Consider the following 18,860-nt stretch of genomic DNA (forward strand, 5'->3'; position numbering starts at 1 on the left):
GTGGACAGGGAGATCCTGATCAAGCTGGCCTACCTGGTGGCGTCGGTGCTGTTCATCCTCGGCCTCAAGGGCCTGACGCACCCGCGGTCGGCCGTGCGCGGCAACAAGATCGGCGCGTTCGGCATGCTGCTCGCCGTGATCGCCGTGCTGCTGGACGCGCACATCGTCAGCTTCACGTGGATCATCGTGGGCCTCGTCGTGGGCTCCGCGATCGGCGCCGTCATGGCCAAGCGGGTGCCCATGACGGGCATGCCCGAGATGGTGGCGCTCTTCAACGGCTTCGGCGGCCTGGCGTCGATCCTGGTGGCGGGCGCGGCCGTCTACGACCTCGGCATCGCGCTGCCGGCGGCGGACCTGGAGCAGTTCCTCGTCACCGGCAAGCTGTCGGGGACGGGCCTGCAGGCCATGATCGCCACGGGCGCGGCCGGCGTCATCGGCGGCGTCACCTTCTTCGGCAGCCTGGTGGCCTACCTGAAGCTCGCCGAGGTCGCCTTCAAGGGCAACGTGAGCTTCCCCGGCCAGAAGGTCTTCAACGCGCTGCTCCTGCTCGGCGCGATCGTCTGCGGGGCCATGCTGGTGCGCGATCCCAGCGCGGCGATCTACTACTGGATCCTGACGGGGCTCTCGCTCGTGCTCGGCGTCACGCTGACGATTCCCATCGGCGGCGCCGACATGCCGGTGGTCATCGCGCTGCTGAACAGCTACTCGGGACTGGCGGCCGCTGCCACTGGCTTCGTGCTGAGCAACAACGTGCTCATCATCGCGGGCTCGCTGGTGGGCGCCTCGGGCCTGATCCTCACCAACATCATGTGCAAGGCCATGAACCGCTCCCTGGGCAACGTGCTCTTCGGCGTCATGGCCGGCGGCGAGACCGCGAGCGCGGACGAGGTCTACGGCGGCAAGGTGAAGTCCACCAGCGCCGAGGAGATCGCCATGATGCTCGACGGCGCCAGCCGCGTGGTGATCGTGCCGGGTTACGGCATGGCCGTCTCCCAGGCGCAGCACGCGGTGCGCGACCTGGGCAACCTGCTGGAGGCCCGCGGCACGTCGGTCGAGTACGCGATCCACCCGGTGGCCGGCCGCATGCCCGGCCACATGAACGTGCTGCTGGCCGAGGCGGACGTCCCCTACGACAAGCTCATCGAGATGGACCAGATCAACCCCACCATGGAGCAGGTGGACGTGGCGATCGTGGTCGGCGCCAACGACGTGGTGAACCCCAGCGCGCGCACCGATCCGTCGAGCCCCATCGCCGGCATGCCCGTGATCGACGTGGACAAGGCCCGCACGGTGATCGTCGTGAAGCGCTCGCTGAGCCCGGGTTTCGCGGGCATTCCCAACCCGCTCTTCGCGGCGGAGAACTGCCTCATGTTCTTCGCCGACGGCAAGAAGGCCTTCCTGGAGATGGTGGCGGCTGTCAAGGAGCTCTAGATCGCGGGGCGCGAAGGATCGATGACGGCGAAGCAGCAGGGTTCGATGCGTCGGCGCTTCCTCCTGCACCTGAGCGTGGTGCTGCTGCTGATTCTCGGCGCGGCCCGGCTCTACATGCTGGGCATGGAGCATCTCGAGCACTCGCCGCGCGGCTTCTGGCCCAGTCTCGAGGTCGTCTTCGAGTCGCTGACCAGCACCGGCTACGGCCGCGACGCCGGCTGGCAGCACCCCCTGATGAACCTGTTCGTCATCGTTCTGCAGCTCTCGGGGCTCACGCTGCTGCTGTCGGTCTTTCCCCTCTATCTCGTCCCCTTCTTCGAGTCGCGCTTCGAGCAGCGCCTGCCCGTGTCGGCGCCCGAGGCCGACGGCCACGTGCTGATCTTCCGCCAGAGCCGGGCCATCGGCACCGTGCTCGGCGAGCTGGAGCGCGCGGGGCAGCAGGTGCTGGTGCTGGAGGGCGACGAGACCGAGGCCCGCCGCCTGCTCGACCAGGGCCATGCGGTGGTCCACCGTCAGCTCGACGACGAGGGGCTGCTCGCCGCGGGACTCCTGCGCGCGCGCAGCCTGATCGCGGGCGGCAGCGACGAGGAGAACGCCTCGCTGGCGCTCGCCGCGCGGCAGCTCGGCTACGGGGGCGAGATCATCACCCTGGTGGGGGATCCCACCTACCTCGACGTGATGCGCATGGCCGGCAGCAGCGAGGTGCTGGCGCCGCGCCAGCTGCTGGCGGTGGCCCTGGCCGCCCGGGCCAGCGAGCGCGTGAGCCCCACCCTGGCCGGCGCGCATCAGCTCGGCGAGAAGCTGGAGGTCTTCCAGCTGCGCGTGGGCGCGGACAGCCGTCTGGCGGGGCTCGACCTGCGGCAGGCGGCCGTCGGCGCGCGCACGGGGGCGATCGTGATCGGGCAGTGGGTGGGCGGCAGGCTCATCACGAGCCCGGGGCCGGAGATGATCCTTCAGCCCGGCGGCATCCTGGTGGTGGCCGGCTCCCACGAGAGCCTGGAGGCGCTGGTGCGTCTCGAGGCGGGGGCGCGGCCCGTCTCGCACGGCGGCCCGGTCCTCGTGGTGGGACACGGCGAGGTGGGCGCGCAGGTGGTGGAGCTGCTCCGGCAGGCCGGGGAGACGGTGCGCGTCATCGATCGACGGGAAGGCCCCGGTGTGGATACCGTGGGCGACGTGCTCGACCCCGCGACCCTGAGCGCCGCCACGCTGGACAGGGCGCAGGCCGTGGTGCTGGCCATCGACTCGGACGTCTCGACCCTCTTCGCCACGGTCATCATCCGCGACCGCAGCCACAGCGTGCCGATCCTGGCCCGCGTCAACGAGGCCGAGAATCTGGAGAAGATCCACCGCGCCGGGGCGGACTTCGCGCTGTCCTTCAGCCAGGTGGCGGGCAGCCTGCTGGTCAGCCGGCTGCTGGGTCGGCAGGCCCTGGAGCTGGATCCCCAGCTGAAGCTACTGAAGGCGCCGGCCGGGGCATTGGTCGGGCGTCACCCGGCGGATCTGGACGTCCGCGCCCGCACCGGCTGCTCGGTGGTGGCGGTGGAGCGCGGCGACAGCCTGCTCACGAACTTCGAGCCCGACTTCCGCTTCGCGGCGGAGGACGCGGTCTTCATCTGCGGGAGCCAGCAGGGCGTGGAGCGCTTCCAGGCGGACTACGGCGTGTGACGGGCCGTTTGCCCTTGCAATGTTCAGAGATTCCTGATTAAGTACACGATGTCCGGCCCGGCAGCGGGCCCCACCACGACTCGGTCACGCCGCACACCGGAGGTCCCCATGCCCGTCCCTCCGCCGCGCCGGCTGTTGCTTGGCCTTGCGCTGCTCACCCTCTTCGCCGCGCTGGGCGTCCCGTCGGCGGAAGCGCTGCCGCGCTACGCCGCCAGCTACGGCCAGAAGTGCCTGCTCTGCCACGACGACCCCGCCGGCGGCGGCAAACGCAGCGCCTACGCCGCGCAGTACCTGATCCCCGAGGAGATGGTCATCCGGCGGCCCTCGGACGCGGTGCTGGAGGCCATCGATCCCGCGCTCAACGACAGGGTGAGCCTGGGCGCCGACCTGCGCACGCTCTACCAGTACCATCCCGACGCCGCCCTCAAGAGCGCGGACAACTTCTTCCAGATGCAGGGGAGCGTGTACCTGCACGTCCAGCTGGACGACCGGCTGGCCCTGCACCTGGAGCGCGGGCCCAGCGGCGGCGGCGACGCCTACGGGCTGGCCTACGTGCTGCCCGCGGGCGGCTACCTGAAGGCCGGACGCTTCACGCCCTCCTACGGCTGGCGCTTCGCCGACCACACGCGCTTCGTTCGCGAGCTCACCGGCTTCGCGCCCCCGGCCAACGACGACGTGGGCGTGGAGCTCGGCCTCTTCCCCGGCGCCGACGCCTCGCTGAGCGCGGGCATCTTCAACGGCTCGGGCGGTCAGCCCCTGGACGGCGACAACCGGCCCGCCGTCGCGCTGCGCGCCGAGTGGCGCCACGAGTTCGCGGGGCTGCGCGGCGCCGTGGGCGGGTCCTTCTACCGCGACGAGGAGGCGGGCCCCGGTCTCGAGCGACGTCTGGGCGGACCGCTGGCCTACCTGGCGCTGGGGCCCCTCACCTGGCTCGGGGAGTGGGACGTCATCCGCCGCGAGTTCGCGGAGGGGCCGTCGGTGATCGCGCTCGTCGCCAGCCAGGAGCTGAACTGGACGCCGCACCCGGGGGCGACCCTGCGCCTGACCTACGATCAGCACGACCCGGACATCGACCTGACGACGGGCACGCATCAGCGCCTGGGGCTGGGCACGGACCTGCTGCTCACCCCCTTCGTGGGCCTGCAGGCGATGTTCAACTGGCACGTCTACGAGGGCGGACCCGCCTTCGCCACGGCCGACCACAACGAAGCCACCCTCATCCTCCACTTCCTCTACTGACCGAGCGGAAGGAGATCCCCATGCGAACCATCCCCCGCGCGACGCTTCTCCTCGGCCTGCTGCTTGCGGCCGTCCCGGCCTGGGCCGCGCCCACGCTGTTCAGCATCGTCCCGGGCGAGGACGGCAACCAGGTCAGCTTCCTCTCCAAGGCGCCCATGGAGACCGTCGAGGGCAAGACCGATCAGGCCACGGGCAGCGTGAGCGTCGACCTCGAGGATCTCCGCGCGGGCTGCCGCGTGGAGGTCCGCGTGGACCTCGCCAGCATCGACACCGGCATCGGCAAGCGGAACCAGCACATGCGCGAGAACCATCTAGAGACGGACAAGTACCCCCACGCCGTCTTCACGGCCGACTCGGTCGTCGCGACGAGCGGCGCCGCGCTCGCGCCCGGCGCCTCGGCCACGCTCACGCTGGCGGGGGACTTCGCGCTGCACGGCGTGACGCGGCGGATCGAGGTGCCCGTCACCGTGACGCGCAGCGCCGACGGCCGCGCGCTCGGCGTGGCGTCGACCTTCGACGTGAAGCTCGCCGACTACGAGATCTCGCGGCCCAAGTTCCTGATCATGAAGCTGGACGAGGTGCAGCACGTCACCGTGGCGCTCACCGCGCACAGCCGCGGCCAGGAGGGCTAGATGCGACGCGCTCGACTGCCGCTGCTGCTGGGCGTGGCGCTGCTCGCGCTGACGGGCTGCTCGGATCTCGGCGATCCCTACGTGCCGGCGCCCCTCGAACCGCCGCCGCCGGAGTTCACCGTTCTCTGGGGCGACGACGTCGAACCCATCCTGCAGGCCAACTGTCAGGGCTGCCACTTCCCGGAGATGTCGGTCTACGCGAACATCGTCGGCGTGGAGGCGGTGGGCTACGGCGGGCCCTTCCGGGTGGCCGCGGGCGACACGGCGAACTCGGTGCTCTTCCAGAAGATCAGCGGCAACCCGGCCTACGGCGCCCAGATGCCCTTCGGCGGCGCGCTGCTGCCCGAGCAGGTCACCGCCATCGGCACCTGGATCGCGGAAGGGGCGCTCGAGAATTGACGACCGGGCGCGCGCGGCGAGGCTGGAGCTGGGTGCTGGTGCAGCTCGTCATCTTCGGGCTGATCCTCTGGGAGCCGCTCGACTGGACCTTCCCGCGGCCCGCGCTTCTCGGCTGGGCGGGCCTGGCGCTGATCCTCGTCGGCGGCTGGCTGGGGACCGGCGGCCTGCTGGCGCTGGGTCCGTCGCTCAGCCCCTTTCCCGAACCGCGGCAGGGCGCGCGCCTCGTGGCCGGCGGGGTCTACGCGCGGGTGCGGCATCCCATCTACGGCGGTCTGGTGCTAGGATCGCTGGGGCTCGCGCTCTGGCGCGGCAGTCTCGGCGGGCTGCTGCTCGCCGCGCTGCTCCTGGTCTTCTTCGACCGCAAGTCGCGTTACGAGGAGCGCCGCCTGGAAACACGATTCCCCACCTACGCCGACTACCGGCGGCAGGTGGGGAAGCGTCTGTTGCCCTGGATCTACTGAGCCTACTCCATGCGCTCGGCGGTCGCGCGGTCGGCCGTGCCGTGATCCGCGGACGCGCCCTTGCCCTTGCCGCCCTCGACCTGCGCGAGCAGGCCATCGATCGTCGACTTGATCTGCGGCATCGCACGCGGGTCGAAGCCCACCGTGCTGTAGGCCACCTTGCCGTCCGGTCCCACGATGAACATGCTCGGGATGCTCCGCACACCGTAGGCGTTCGCCACGGCGCCGCCGTCGTCGAAGAGCGCGGTGAGGGTGGACTTCTGCGCCTGGATGAACTTCAGGCCGTCGCCGGCCCGGCGGTCGAGGCTGAGCGCCAGCACCTGGAAGGGCCGGTCCTTGTACTCGCTCTGCAGGGCCTGGACCTCGGGGAAGGACTTGCGGCAGGGGCCGCACCAGCTCGCCCAGAAGTCGATGTAGACCACCTGGCCCTTGAGATCGGAGAGCGTGTAGCTGGTGGCGCCGTCGAGGGTGCTCAGCGTGAAGTCCGGGGCGGCGTCGCCCGTGGCCGTGATCGCGCCGGCCGGCAGGCCGTGACCGAGCGCCAGGATGGCGAGGGCGACGGCAGCGAGAAGCTTCTTCATGGTGGTTCTCCTTGGCTGTCGGGGTGTCACGGCGCTACCCATCGCTCCGGGCGGCTCCGAGGGGGGTGTCGGTCGGGGTTGCAGGTTCCGTGCTAGTCTCCAGCTCGTAATGATGCTCGATCGCGACCCCGGGTTTCAACATCGCCGAGACCGAGCAGTAGCGCTCGTGGCTCAGCCCAATGGCCCGCTCGAGCTGGCGGGGCTTCACGTCGCCCTTCACCTGGTAGAGCAGGTGGATCCTGGTGTAGACCCGGGGGTGCTCGTCGGCGCGCTCGGCCGTGACCGCGATGCGGAGGTCGTCCACCCGCGCGCGCATCTTCTCGAGCATGCTCAGGACGTCCATGGCCGTGCAGCCGGCGAGGCCGGCCAGGACCATCTCCATGGGCGAGGCGGCGCCGTCGTGGCCGCCGCCCTTCACCGAGTTGTCCATGTTGAACCAGTGGCCGCTTCCGCTGCGGGCGGCCAGGCTGAGGCCGTCGACGCGGATCACTTCCATGCTGGTGGTGCTCGCCGCCATCGTCGCCTCCTAGAGCAGGGTCTGCAGCTTGGCCAGCAGCGCTTCCTTGGGCATGGCGCCCACGATGCGCTCGACCAGATCGCCGTCCTTGAAGACCAGCAGCGTGGGGATGGAGCGGATCTGGTACTCCATCGGGATGCGCTGATTGGCCTCCGTGTCCAGCTTGCCGAAGACCATGGTGCCCGCCTGCTCGGCGGCGAGGGCCTCGACGATGGGACCGACCATGCGGCAGGGGCCGCACCACTCCGCCCAGCAGTCCACGACGAGGAAGGGGTACTTGTTCACGGCCTCGTCGAAGTTGGCGTCCGTGATCGTGAGCGGTGCGGTGGGCGCGTCCACGAGCCGGGTCTTCTCGGCCTCGCGCTCGCGCGCGGCGGCCAGCACTCCCTCGGCGTTGCTCGCGCCGTAGGCGAGCACCTGGTCCACGAAGCCTTCCTCGGGCTGCCGGCCGATCGTGGCGCTGTCGGGATCCTCGTTGATCACCTGCTGAGGGACGCTGCTAACCCCGAACTTCTGCGCCAGTTCCATGTTCTCCCCGGCGCTGACGGCCACGGAGCGCACCTTGCCCTTGGCCTCGATGGCGATCTTGTGGTTCAGGAGCACCGAGCCCGGGCAGTGGGGGCAGGTGGGCGTGACGAAGGAGTAGAGGAGCACGTCCTTGTCCACCGCCGCCAGCTTCGCGCGGCTGTCGGCGCCCAGCTCGGAGTCGCCGCTGCCCAGGAGACCCAGGGTCTCCACCAGCGCGCCCGCCTCGTGGCCGCTGGGCGCGCCATGCACCTCGATCGCGTAGCCGAGCTCCTTGCCGAGCACCACGCTGGGGGAGACGAGCCCGCGCGCGCGGTCCGCGTCGCCCAGGTTCTCCTCGCGCAGCTGGATGCGCGCGTCGATGGCGGCCAGCTCGCGCAGGAAGCGGCGGGTGAAGTCCACGGCGTCCTCGTTCTCCTGGCCGGTGTAGAGCGTGACGTCCACGCTGTGCTGCAGCCGCTGCCCGAAGAAGCCGCGCAGGTGCTGTTCGGTCTGCTCGTCGATGAGCGGAGTGGTCGACATGATGCCTCCAAGGGGGCGCCGCGGCGCCGGGTTCAGGACAGCTCTTCCAGGGACGCCAGGAGCGGACTCACCAGGGGCTCGTTGAGCCGGTAGCAGACCGTCTGGCCCTCGCGGCTCACGCTCACCAGTCCGCAGTCGCGCAGCACCCGCAGATGCTGGCTGACGTTGGACTGCCTCAGCTCCAGCCGCTGCTCGATCTCGCTCACGCAGCAGCCCGAGCGCTTGAGCAGCTCGAGGATGCGCAGCCGGGTGGGATGCCCCATGGCCTTGAGCCGCGCGCTGGCCAGTTCGAAGTCCACGGTGATCGCTCCGCTCCTCGTTCCGGGTATCTGGTGATGCGCTTATGCGCATATTCGAATGCGAAGATATCACTGCGGGGACGAACTGTCAAGGGGCGGCGCGCGAGAATTGACAGGCCGCGAACTGGCTGCGTAAAGTGTTGCAGCAAGGAGGTTTTCGCACTTGGCCGGATTCCTGGTTCACGGGGGCGGAGAGCCCGACGACGGGCCCGCCGACCGCGCCTTCGGGCGCAAGGGCCTGCGCTGCGACCGCGCGGTTCCCTTCGCAGGGGGCACGCTCCGGCTCTATGCGCGGGCCGACGGCGGGGGCTGCGGCCATCGCCGGGGCGCCGATGGGAACTGGGCGGCCTACGTTGGGACGCTGCTCTTCCGCGGCCGCGAGGGCGTGGCCGCGCTGGACGCCATCCTCGCCAGCGGCCTGCCTCTCGAGGCGCTCGAGGCGGAGCTGATGGGCAACTTCGTGCTCTTCCTCCAGAGGGACGGCCGGCTCCTGCTGGCGCAGGACCGCGGGGCGGCGCTGCGGGTCTACCGGAACGCCGGCGGGGACCGGCTTTCCAATGCCTTGCTGGCGCTGACGGCCGGAGAGTCGCCGCGGGCGCCCAGTGCGCAGGCGCTCTACGAGTACGTCTTCTACGGGCTGTCCTTCGGCGAGGAGACACCGCTCGCCGGCGTGGTCACCCTCGACGACGCCCGCAGCTGGGACCTCATCGCCCGTGCGCCGGGGCCGCGCCGGGCACAGCCTTTCGCGCCGCTCGCCGCCGCGCCCATGGCAGAGCAGCTCGCCAGCGTGGAGAGCGATCTGCTGGACACCTTCGGCACGCTGGCGAGCGCCTTCGACGGCAGCGTGACGGCGGCGCTGTCCGGCGGCTACGACAGTCGCCTCATGCTGGCAATCCTGCGCAAGCTGGGCGTCGCGCCGCGGCTCTACGTCTACGGGCGGCCCGAGGACGCGGACGTCCGCGTGGCCCGCAGCATCGCCGAGGGCGAGGGGCTCGCGCTCGAGGTCGTCGACAAGCACGAGGCCGCGCCGCTGTCCGTCGACGCCTGGCTGGGCGTGCTGCGCCGCAACTTCCACTTCTTCGACGCGCTCAGCGCCGACGGCATCTTCGACAACGGCAGCGACCACGCCACCCGCGCGGAGCGCGCGGCGAAGGCGAGGCTGCAGCTCAACGGCGCCGGCGGGGAGATCTTTCGCGACTTCTGGAACCTGCCGGACCGCCGCTTCGCGATCCGCCCCTTCCTCGAGACGCGCTACGACCCCGGCGACACGAGCGCCCTGAGCGACCGCTTCGACCGCGGCGAGTTCCTCGCGCGCTTCGCGGCCAAGGTCCAGTCGCTGCTCGGGATCGAGCGGGGCTGGGTCACCCGGCGCGAGATGGAGCGGCTCTACCCGCTGCTGCGCAATCGCTGGGCCGGCGCGAACATCATGCTGAACAACCAGCTCGGGGCGTCGCTCCTGCCCTTCGCCGAGCCGCGCTTCGTGGAGCGCAGCCTGGGCGTTCCGCTCCGCTTCAAGCGCTACGGGCGCTTCCAGGCGGCGCTCATCGCGAGCCTGGATCCGGCGCTGGCGCGCTATCCGTCGAGCTACGGGTACAGCTTCAGCGAACCCGTGAGCTGGAAGCGGCGGCTGCGGGCCCAGGCGCGACGGCAGCTGCCGCTGGCGCTGCGCCGCCTGCGTCGGCGGGGGCAAACTGCGCGTCCGGCGCTGCCCTACTATCTCCGCGGGGAGTATCGCGAGGCGGTCTTCGGCCGGCGGGAGCTGGCGATCCGCGAGTTCCTCGACCCGGACGCCATCACCGATCCGCTGCGCCTCGCGCGCGCGTTCAGCGTGGAGCTGCTCATCGGGGGACACCGCGAGGCGGTCGGTCTGGACTAGTCCCGCGCGTCGTGGCGGTCCCAGAGGCGCATGAGGACGGCCTTGCGCTCCTCGGGCGAAAGCCCGCGCACCACCGTGCGATTGGCCTGCTGCTTCTCGCGGAACTCGTCGAGGGTGGTGAGCACGCGGGCGGGCACGCCGCCGGCGATCACGTTGGGCGGCACGTCCTTCGTCACCAGGCTGAGCGATCCCACGACCGAGTTCTCGCCGATGGTCACGCCCGGCATGACCACCGTGCGCAGGCCGATGAAGGCGTTGTCCTTGACCTCGATGGTGCCGAAGGCGTCGAAGTCGGGGTCGTCCTTGCGCACGCTCCAGGGCATGCCGACGTGGGTGACGAAGATGACCTCGCCGGCGATCGTCACGCGTTTGCCGATCCGGATCAGGTAGGGATCGCAGCCGAACATCTCCACCGGCTTGCGCGAGAAGATGCGCGTGCCCTCGCCGATCGTGACGCCCAGCTCGCGCAGGATGGGCACGATGCTGTACTCGTCCGAGCCGGCCATGCGCAGGCGCAGGCGCTGGGCGCGCCAGATGTTTCCCAGTCGAGTGAGAAGACCCATGCGGCGAGTATTCTCGAAGGGCCGGCGCTTGGCAAGGACGAAGCCTCAGTCCCGGGGCATCACCGGGTGCGCCGGCGGCGGCGGCACCGGGCGCGGATCCCGCGCGATGCGCGCGAGCAGCGTGTCCACCGCCGCCGCGAGCTGGGCGTCCTCGCCGCGGAAGGTGGCCGCGGGCAGGTTGTCCACCACGACGTCCGGGTCGACCCCGTGGCCCTCGATCAGCCACGCGCCCTCGGGCCCGTAGACGCCGAACTCGGGCGCGGTGACGATCCCCGCGTCCACCAGCGTGTTGCTGCTCGTGAGCCAGATCTCGCCGCCCCAGCTCCGCGTGCCGATGACCGGGCCGAGGCCCAGGCGGCGGAAGCCCTCGGCGAAGACCTCGCCGTCGGAGGCCGTCCACTCGTTGATGAGCACCACCAGGTGGCCGCGAAAGGCGTACTGCATGTTGCTCGTGCTGTCGCCGACGCGCGGCGCCCAGTACATCCACGCGCGGCGCATGAGCCGCTCGAGAATCCAGCTGTCGATGTTCCCGCCGCCGTTGTGCCGCACGTCCACGATCAGCCCCTGACGGGCGAAGACGGGGTAGAAGTCGCGCTCCCAGTCGGCGATGTCGCCGGGGCCCATGGCGCGCAGGTGGACGTAGCCGAGCTTGCCCTCGCCCAGCGTCTCCACGCGCTCGCGCCGCTCCACCTCCCAGGTGGTGTAGCGCAGTTCGCGCTCGGCGGCGGCCGCAAGGGGGGTGACGATCACGTCGCGCCCCTTGCGCTTGCCGCGCGAGGCGAGGCTCAGCCGGACCTGCTTGCCGGCCTGGTCGCGCAGCAGGCGCCCCGGCGCGTCCACCGACAGCGCGGGGATGCCGTTCACCGCGGTGATGACATCGCCCTCGACCACGCCCACCTCGGGCCGGGCGAGGGGGGACAGCGCGTCGGGCTGCTCCGGGTCGCCCGCGTAGATGCGCGCCACGCGCCAGCCGCCGGCGCCCTCGTCGGGCTCGAGCACCGCGCCGAGGCCGGCGGGGTTCACGTCGGCCGCGTCGTCGCGGTGGTCGCCGCCGTAGACGTAGACGTGCAGCGCGCTCAGCTCCGCCGCCATCTGCCCCTGCAGGTCGCTCAGCTCGGCGCGGTCGGTGACGCGATCCACCAGCGGCAGGTACTTCTCGAGCACGGCGCGCCAGTCGAGGCCGTGCATGGCCGGGTCGTAGAAGTAGTCGCGCTCGAGGCGCCAGGACTCGACGAACATCTGCCGCCACTCCTCGCGCGGGTCGAGCGCGAAGCGCCAGCCCGCGAGGTCCACGCCGGCGTCGCCCAGGTCGGCGTTCGCGCCGCTGTCCGCCCCGATCACGGCCAGCGCGTCGCCGCGGCGGAGCAGCAGGTGCTCGCCGTCGGCGGAGAGCTCGTAGTCGTCGACGCCGGTGGCGAGCGTGACGGGCTCGGGGTCGTCGTTGCCGATGTCCAGCGCCATGAGGCGGCGGTCGTCGGCGCCGTCCGCGTCCCAGGCCAGCCAGAAGAGGCGGCTGCCGTTCGCGCTCAGCGCGCGGTAGTTGCCCGGCGGGACAGGGAGGGCGTAGAGCCGTCCGGCGAGGCCGTCGAGGGCGATGGCCGGCGCTGTCGAGGCCGCGTCCTTCGTGGCCTCCTTGTCGGCACCGTCGCCCTTGCCCGCCAGCTCGTCGTCGGGAGCGAAGGGAAAGCGCGCGGCGGGGTCGTCCGTGAGCGCGAGCGCGAAGAGCTGGGTTTGGGCGTCGAAGTAGGGCTCGGGCTGGCGGCGGCCCCAGACGTTGCCGACGAGTGAGTGGAAGTGGCGATCGGAGAGGAAGTAGAGCCACTTGCCGTCCGCGCTCCAGGCGGGGCTGACGCTTTCGTAGCGGTCGCTGGTGATGGGCGTGCTCGTCTCGGCGCGGACGTCGTAGAGCATGAGCTGCGTGAAGCTGCTGGCCGCCGGCACGCCGTAGACGAACCAGCGGCTGTCGGCCGACCAGCGCGGCGGGTCGTACTCCCAGAGCGGCGAGTCCGCCACCTTGCGCGAGCGGCCGCGCTCCAGGTCCACGAGATGCAGCTCCTGGTTCTGATCCCAGGTGGCGATCCACTTGCCGTCGGGCGAGGGGACGCCGTCGAAGCGCAGCGTGCGGCCGTCCCTGCTGAGCTGCGCGGCCGGCGACATGCCGTCCGCCGCCAGTCGCCACCACTCCACTTCGCCGGTCTGGTCGGAGAGCAGCAGCACGGACGCGCCGTCTGGCGCGAAGCGCGCCTGGCGATAGCGCACGCCGGGCGCGCGGCCGAGCTCCACGAGACGCCCCTGCTTGACCGGCGCCACGAAGACCTGCCCGCGCGCCGTGAGCACGACGCGGTCGCCGGCGGGCGAGAGATGTGCCGCGCTGAGGTAGTCCATGGGCTTGTCCACCCAGCGCTCGCGCATCTGCTCGAGGTCGCTCAGCAGCGAGATGCGCAGGCGGCGATCCTCGCCGGTGGCGAGCGTGAACAGCCGCAGGTCGGCGCCGAGCCGGTAGACGATGCGCCCCGCGTCGATGCACGGCTCGCGCACGTCCCAGCCCCGGTGCCGCGTGAGCTGGCGCAGGTCGCCGCCGTCGGTGGCCATGGACCAGAGGTTCATGCTGCCGTCGCGATCGCTGACGAAGTAGAGCCGGCCCTGCCAGAGCATGGGGGACCTGCTCGTCCCCGGGTAGTCGGCGGTGAGGGGGTCGGCCTCGTCGGCGCCGGGCCGCAGGCGCCAGAGGTTCTGCGCCGTGCCGCCCCGGTAGCGGCGCGTGTGGCTGCCCTGCTGGGCGAAGCGGGTGAAGTAGAGCGTGCCGTCCGCGGGGTCGAGACAGCCCTCGGCCGCCTGGGCCAGAGGCAGCGGCGTTGCCGCGCCGCCCGTCGCCGGCACGCGGAGGAGCTGGCTGCTGGGCAGGGTGGAGCGCTTCGAGCTGCGGTAGAGCACCTCGCCGGCGGGGGTCCAGCCCACGACCGCCGCGGTCTGGCCCTCGTAGGTCAGACGTCGCGGGAGGCCGCCTTCCAGCGGCATGACGTAGACCTCCGTCGGCCCCTCGTAGCTCGCGGAGAAGGCGAGCAGGCGGCCGTCCGGCGAGATGGCCGGGTTGCTCTCGGCTTCGAGGTGGGTCGTGAGGCGCCGCGCCTCGCCGCCGGTCGCCGGTACGCGCCACAGGTCGCCCTCGGCGACGAAGACCACCGCGTCCCCGTGCAGCGCGGGCTGCCGGTAGTAGCCCTCCACGGCGCGAGCGGGGGCGGGGGCGAGCAGGACGAGGGCGAGCAGGCCGGTGACGCAGCGGTGCATGGTCGGTCCTTCCGAGGGGGTTCCGGGGATCCTAGCCCTACGAGGGATCCAGGCCAAGTGCCTCACTCAATCGAGCGTGGTCAGAAAGGCGCGCGCCGCCGGCGCGAGCTCCTCCTCCGGCCGGTGGAGGATGCGGATCGGCCGGCTCGCCTCGAGGCCGGCCAGCCGCGGGCGGGCGAGCTCCCCCGCGCCCGGTGCGTCCGCGAGCAGCCGCTCGGGCAGCACGGCCAGCCCGAGGCCCGCGCGGACGAGCTGGAGGATCGCCTCCGGCCGGTCGATCTCCATCAGCACGGGAAAGGGCAGGCCCGCCGCCTCGAAGGCGGCCTCGATGAGGCCACGGCTCACCGAGCGCCGGGGATAGGTGATCCAGCCGAGCGCGGCGACGTCCGCCGCTGGCGGATCCGGCCCCAGGCCCGCGAGCAGGTCCGGCGGGGCGACCACGGCCAGGGGGTCGTCGCGGAAGTGGCGGCCGGCCAGCCCCGGCGGCGTGCTTGCGGCCAGCACGAAGGCCAGGTCCAGCGCGCCCTCGCGCAGGGCGGCGGCGAGGGCGCGGCTGCCGTCGACGCGCACGGAGATCGCGAGGCCCGGGTGGGCGCGATTGAAGGCGCGCAGGGGGTCGGGCAGGTGGTAGACCGCGGCGACGTCCACCGCGCCCAGCGCCAGCCGCCCGCTGAGCAGCCCGCGCAGCTCGACCACGGCCTGCCGGCCCTCCGCGAAGCGGCGCAGGATGTCGCGCGCGATGGGCAGAAACAGCTGCCCTGCCGCGCTGAGCCGCAGCGAGCCGCTCCGGCCGCCGGCCGGGCGCAGGAGCAGCGGCTCGCCGAGCTCCTGCTCCAGGGCCTTCACCGACTGGCTCACCGCCGACTGGGTGACGTAGAGCCGCGCCGCAGCCCCATGAAAGCTGCCGGCCTCCACCACCGTGACGAAGCTCTCGAGCTGGCGTCGCTCCACGCGCCCTCCATTAGCCTTGCTGATCGCAGAGATTACTACTATGAGATGGCTTTAAGCGTCAAGTCCGGCTACCCTCCGCGCATCCCGAGCCGACGGAGGTCGCGCAATGAGTCCCGCCAAGTCCATCCGCCCCGCCCAGGGCAAGCTGGGCATCCTGACGCCTGGCATGGGCGCCGTGGCCACCACCTTCTACGCGGGCGTCGAGCTGGCGCGGCGGGGGCTGGGCAAGCCCTTCGGCAGCCTGACCCAGATGGCGCACATCCGCCTGGGCAAGCGCACCGAGAACCGCAGCCCGCTGATCAAGGACTTCGTCCCGCTCGCGGGCCTCGACGATCTGGTCTTCGGCGGCTGGGACATCTTCACTGACACGGCCTACGAGGCCGCGCTCAACGCCGGCGTGTTGCCGAAGGAGCAGCTCGACGCGATCGAGGGCTTCCTCTCGGGCATCAAGCCGATGCCGGCCGTCTTCGATCACAAGTGGGTCAAGAAGATCGACGGCCCGAACGTGAAGAAGGGCGCCAACTGGATGGACCTGGCCGACCAGCTGCGCGCCGACATCCGCGCGTTCAAGAAGGACAACGGCTGCGACCGCCTCGTGATGGTCTGGTGCGCGAGCACCGAGGTCTTTCTCAAGGCGGGTGCCGCGCACCAGTCGATCGACGCGCTGGAGAAGGCGATGCGCGAGAACGACGCGACCATCGCGCCGAGCATGGTCTACGCCTACGCGGCGATCATGGAGCACGTGCCCTTCGCCAACGGCGCGCCGAACCTGACCGTGGACTTCCCCGCCATGGTGGAGTTGGCGAAGCGTGAGGGCGTGCCCATTGGCGGCAAGGACTTCAAGACCGGCCAGACGCTGATGAAGACCATCCTCGCGCCCGGCTTCAAGAGCCGCATGCTCGGCGTGAGCGGCTGGTTCAGCACGAACATCCTCGGCAACCGCGACGGCGAGGTGCTCGACGACCCCGAGTCCTTCAAGACGAAGGAAGAGAGCAAGCTCTCCGTGCTGGACACGATCCTGCAGCCCCAGCTCTACCCCGAGCTCTACGGCAACCTCTACCACAAGGTGCGGATCAACTACTATCCGCCGCGCGGGGACAACAAGGAGGGCTGGGACAACATCGACATCTTCGGCTGGATGGGCCAGCAGATGCAGATCAAGGTGGACTTCCTCTGCAAGGACTCGATCCTGGCCGCGCCGATCGTCCTCGACCTCGCGCTCTTCATGGACATGGCCAGCCGCGCCGGCATGAAGGGCATCCAGGAGTGGCTGAGCTTCTACTTCAAGAGCCCGCAGGCGGCGGCCGGTCTCTATCCCGAGCACGACCTGTTCATCCAGCTGATGAAGCTCAAGAACAACCTGCGCCACCTGATGGGCGAGGACCTGATCACGCATCTCGGCACCGAGTACTACGACTAGATCCCACGTGCGGCAATCGCGAGGGTGAGAGGCCCCCGGGGGTAGCCCCGGGGGCTTTTGTATCACTGGCTGTGCCCAATTGCTGGTACGTTGACTGGTCCAGTGCTAAAATCAAATCTAGCCAAGAGCCCCTGTTGGCCCCAGCGGGTGTCGCTCCACCCGGGCGACGTGATGTGCGGACACGGGTACTGGAAGTCCTAATGAAACGGATCGCTTCAGCACTTGCCCTCGGCGCAGTTGTCATCTGCGGCCTCGCGCTCCACAACACTCCCGCGCTAGGACAGCCGGCAGGGGCGATCGTTGGCTGGGGCACCACTTTCCTGGTGGAACCGTCGACTCTCGAGGGACCCGTGGCCATCGCGGGTGGCGTGGGACACAGCCTGTGCCTGAGGGCCGACGGGACGATCGTGGCCTGGGGGGATAACCGCTACGACCAGTGCGCCGTGCCGACGCCCAACGCAGGTTTCGTGGCCGTCGCGGGGGGATGGGCCTACAGCCTGGGGCTGAAGGCAGATGGGACGATCGTGGCCTGGGGTTCCAACTCGTCGGGCCAGTGCACCGTGCCCGAACCGAACTCCGACTTCGTGGCGGTTGCGGGGGGTGGCGGCTTCTCACTCGGACTGAAGGCAGATGGGACGATCGTGGCCTGGGGTTCCAACACCTCGGGCCAGTGCACCGTGCCCGAACCGAATTCTGACTTCGTGGCAGTCGCGGCGGGATGGCGCCACAGCCTCGGGCTGAAGTCCGATGGGACGATCGTGGCTTGGGGGAACAACCAAGACGGGCAGTGCGACGTCCCCGCACCGAATGAGGGATTCGTAGCGATCGTGGCGGGCGATGCCCACAGCGTGGGTCTCAAGGGCGACGGGACGATCTTGGCCTGGGGGAACAACGAGAACGGGCAGTGCGACGTCCCCGCACCGAATGAGGGATTCGTGGCCGTCTCGGGACGTGGCTACTACTGCCTCGGGCTGAAGGCCGACGGGATGATCGCGGCCTGGGGATACAACGGGCATGGCCAGTGCGATGTGCCCGCGCCGAATGGCGACTTCATGGTCGTTGGAGGGGGCTGGCGTCACGGCCTAGGCGTGAAGACCGATGGCACTTTAGTGGTCTGGGGGGATGACGAGTACAGCCAGTGCAACGTCCCCGTGCCGAATACAAACTTCGTGGCAGTGACGGGGAGCGAAACGCACAGCCTGGGACTGAGGGGGGACGGGTCGATCGTCGCCTGGGGCCTGAACGACGATGGCCAATGCGACGTGCCTGCGCCCAACACGGGCTTCATGGCCGTCGCGAGTGGCCCGCTTCAAAGCCTGGGCCTCAGGTCCGATGGGACGATCGAGGCCTGGGGGAGCAACGAGTTCGGCCAATGCGACGTACCCGCACCGAATGTAGGATTCGTGGCCGTCGCAGGTGGCGGGCATCACAGCCTGGGCCTGGAAGCCGATGGGACCGTAGTCGCGTGGGGGCGAAACACCTTCGGCCAGTGCGATGTGCCCGCGCCGAACTCGGACTTCGTGGCGATCGCGGCAGGCTGGGATCACAGCCTTGGACTCAAGGCCGACGGTTCGATCGTGGGCTGGGGCTGGAACTCCCATGGCGAATGTGACGTCCCAGCGCCGAATGGAGACTTCGTGGCCGTTGCCGGAGGCGACGTGCACAGTCTTGGCGTGAAGGCCGACGGCACGATCGTGTGCTGGGGGAGCAACGCGTATGGCCAGTGCGACGTGCCCGCGCCGAACGCGGGTTTCGTGGCCGCGGCGGGGGGAGAGACTCACAGCCTGGGACTCAAAGCCGACGGGACGATCGTGGCCTGGGGGGACAATGCCGGGGGCCAATGCAACGTGCCTGCTCCCAATGCCGACTTCGTCGCGGTCGCAGCCAGCTACTATCGTAGCATGGGCTTGAAGTGGCGCGAGACCGTGCCGGTAGCGCTCAGCAGCTTCCGACTCGACGCGGAGCCGGGCAAGGTGACTGCGCACTGGGAGGCCACGGGTCTGGGGATGGACTTCCGCCTCGAGGCCGAACTCGGCGAGACGCGCTGGCAGGTGCCCTTCGTCGACAGCGGCGGCGGACGCTACGACGCGGTGGATCACTCGTCGGCGCTGGCAGCCGGCGGCCAGGCCCGCTATACGCTGCAGGGCCGTGAGGGTGGTGAGGAGTGGCAGGTGCTGCGTTCCGAGAGCATCGTACTGAGCGCGCTCGCCATGGCACCTCGTCTGCTCGGAGCCTATCCAAACCCCTTCAATCCGCAGACGACGCTGCGCTTCACCCTGGGTGCACCGGCGCGCGTCAGCCTCACGGTGCACGATGTATCGGGTCGCCAGGTGCGAACCCTCGCCAACGAGCCCTTCGCGGCCGGCGTACACGAGCGAATCTGGAACGGCTGCGACGATGCCGGCCATCCGATGGCATCAGGGGTCTACCTGGTTCGTCTCGGGGCCGCAGGCAGTTCAGCCCAGCGCTTGGTGCTTCTGCGCTGAGTCGT

At 70.5% G+C, this 18,860-nt stretch carries 16 protein-coding genes; 9 read left to right on the forward strand and 7 right to left on the reverse strand.

Annotated features, from left to right (window positions below):
- The 6 genes from H6693_06910 to H6693_06935 all read left to right on the forward strand — a co-directional run bounded on the left by H6693_06910 (nt 1) and on the right by H6693_06935 (nt 5,827).
- Nucleotides 1–1,431: an NAD(P)(+) transhydrogenase (Re/Si-specific) subunit beta gene (locus tag H6693_06910; GenBank protein ID MCB9515909.1), complete on the forward strand. Its 1,431-nt coding sequence runs from the start codon at nt 1–3 to the stop codon at nt 1,429–1,431.
- A 21-nt stretch (nt 1,432–1,452) separates the two neighbouring features.
- Nucleotides 1,453–3,096: a TrkA family potassium uptake protein gene (locus tag H6693_06915; GenBank protein MCB9515910.1), complete on the forward strand. Its 1,644-nt coding sequence runs from the start codon at nt 1,453–1,455 to the stop codon at nt 3,094–3,096.
- A 108-nt stretch (nt 3,097–3,204) separates the two neighbouring features.
- The gene (locus tag H6693_06920; protein ID MCB9515911.1) at nt 3,205–4,335 is read left to right on the forward strand and encodes a hypothetical protein; all 1,131 of its coding nucleotides are present in this window, start codon (nt 3,205–3,207) and stop codon (nt 4,333–4,335) included.
- 20 nt (nt 4,336–4,355) lie between these two features.
- Nucleotides 4,356–4,967, forward strand: a complete 612-nt coding sequence (locus H6693_06925; GenBank protein MCB9515912.1) for a YceI family protein — start codon at nt 4,356–4,358, stop codon at nt 4,965–4,967.
- Nucleotides 4,968–5,366 (forward strand): hypothetical protein, encoded by a 399-nt coding sequence (locus tag H6693_06930; protein ID MCB9515913.1) that lies wholly within the window; start codon nt 4,968–4,970, stop codon nt 5,364–5,366.
- Complete coding sequence (locus H6693_06935) at nt 5,336–5,827, forward strand: isoprenylcysteine carboxylmethyltransferase family protein (GenBank protein ID MCB9515914.1); 492 nt, start codon at nt 5,336–5,338, stop codon at nt 5,825–5,827. The genes H6693_06930 and H6693_06935 overlap by 31 nt, the downstream gene beginning before the upstream one ends.
- A 2-nt stretch (nt 5,828–5,829) precedes the next feature.
- Here the strand turns inward: H6693_06935 and H6693_06940 are convergent, their stop codons facing one another.
- From H6693_06940 to H6693_06955, 4 genes are all read right to left on the reverse strand, one after another.
- Entirely contained in the window at nt 5,830–6,408 is a 579-nt protein-coding gene (locus tag H6693_06940) for a TlpA family protein disulfide reductase (GenBank protein ID MCB9515915.1), read from the reverse strand.
- 34 nt (nt 6,409–6,442) lie between these two features.
- Entirely contained in the window at nt 6,443–6,904 is a 462-nt protein-coding gene (locus H6693_06945; protein MCB9515916.1) for an OsmC family protein, read from the reverse strand.
- Nucleotides 6,905–6,934: 30 nt separating this feature from the next.
- Entirely contained in the window at nt 6,935–7,453 is a 519-nt protein-coding gene (gene trxA / locus H6693_06950; protein ID MCB9515917.1) for a thioredoxin, read from the reverse strand.
- Nucleotides 7,454–8,004: 551 nt separating this feature from the next.
- Nucleotides 8,005–8,235: a winged helix-turn-helix transcriptional regulator gene (locus H6693_06955; GenBank protein MCB9515918.1), complete on the reverse strand. Its 231-nt coding sequence runs from the start codon at nt 8,233–8,235 to the stop codon at nt 8,005–8,007.
- A gap of 199 nt (nt 8,236–8,434) precedes the next feature.
- Here H6693_06955 and H6693_06960 point away from each other — a divergent pair, with 199 nt between their 5' ends.
- Nucleotides 8,435–10,147, forward strand: coding sequence for a hypothetical protein (locus H6693_06960; GenBank protein ID MCB9515919.1), 1,713 nt, complete (start codon nt 8,435–8,437; stop codon nt 10,145–10,147).
- Here H6693_06960 and H6693_06965 read toward each other — a convergent pair.
- From H6693_06965 to H6693_06975, 3 genes are all read right to left on the reverse strand, one after another.
- Nucleotides 10,144–10,710: an acyltransferase gene (locus H6693_06965; GenBank protein ID MCB9515920.1), complete on the reverse strand. Its 567-nt coding sequence runs from the start codon at nt 10,708–10,710 to the stop codon at nt 10,144–10,146. The two genes, H6693_06960 and H6693_06965, sit on opposite strands and share 4 nt — an antisense overlap.
- A 45-nt stretch (nt 10,711–10,755) precedes the next feature.
- Entirely contained in the window at nt 10,756–13,998 is a 3,243-nt protein-coding gene (locus tag H6693_06970) for a PD40 domain-containing protein (protein MCB9515921.1), read from the reverse strand.
- Between the two features lie 66 nt (nt 13,999–14,064).
- Nucleotides 14,065–14,949, reverse strand: coding sequence for a LysR family transcriptional regulator (locus H6693_06975; GenBank protein MCB9515922.1), 885 nt, complete (start codon nt 14,947–14,949; stop codon nt 14,065–14,067).
- Nucleotides 14,950–15,055: 106 nt separating this feature from the next.
- On the opposite strand from H6693_06975, the gene H6693_06980 reads away from it, so the two are divergent.
- Both H6693_06980 and H6693_06985 read left to right on the forward strand, forming a co-directional pair.
- Complete coding sequence (locus tag H6693_06980) at nt 15,056–16,369, forward strand: inositol-3-phosphate synthase (protein MCB9515923.1); 1,314 nt, start codon at nt 15,056–15,058, stop codon at nt 16,367–16,369.
- 200 nt (nt 16,370–16,569) lie between these two features.
- The gene (locus H6693_06985; GenBank protein MCB9515924.1) at nt 16,570–18,855 is read left to right on the forward strand and encodes a T9SS type A sorting domain-containing protein; all 2,286 of its coding nucleotides are present in this window, start codon (nt 16,570–16,572) and stop codon (nt 18,853–18,855) included.
- The last annotated feature ends 5 nt before the right edge of the window (nt 18,856–18,860 follow it).

It is taken from the genome of Candidatus Latescibacterota bacterium (assembly GCA_020633725.1).
Taxonomy (GTDB): domain Bacteria; phylum Krumholzibacteriota; class Krumholzibacteriia; order JACNKJ01; family JACNKJ01; genus VGXI01.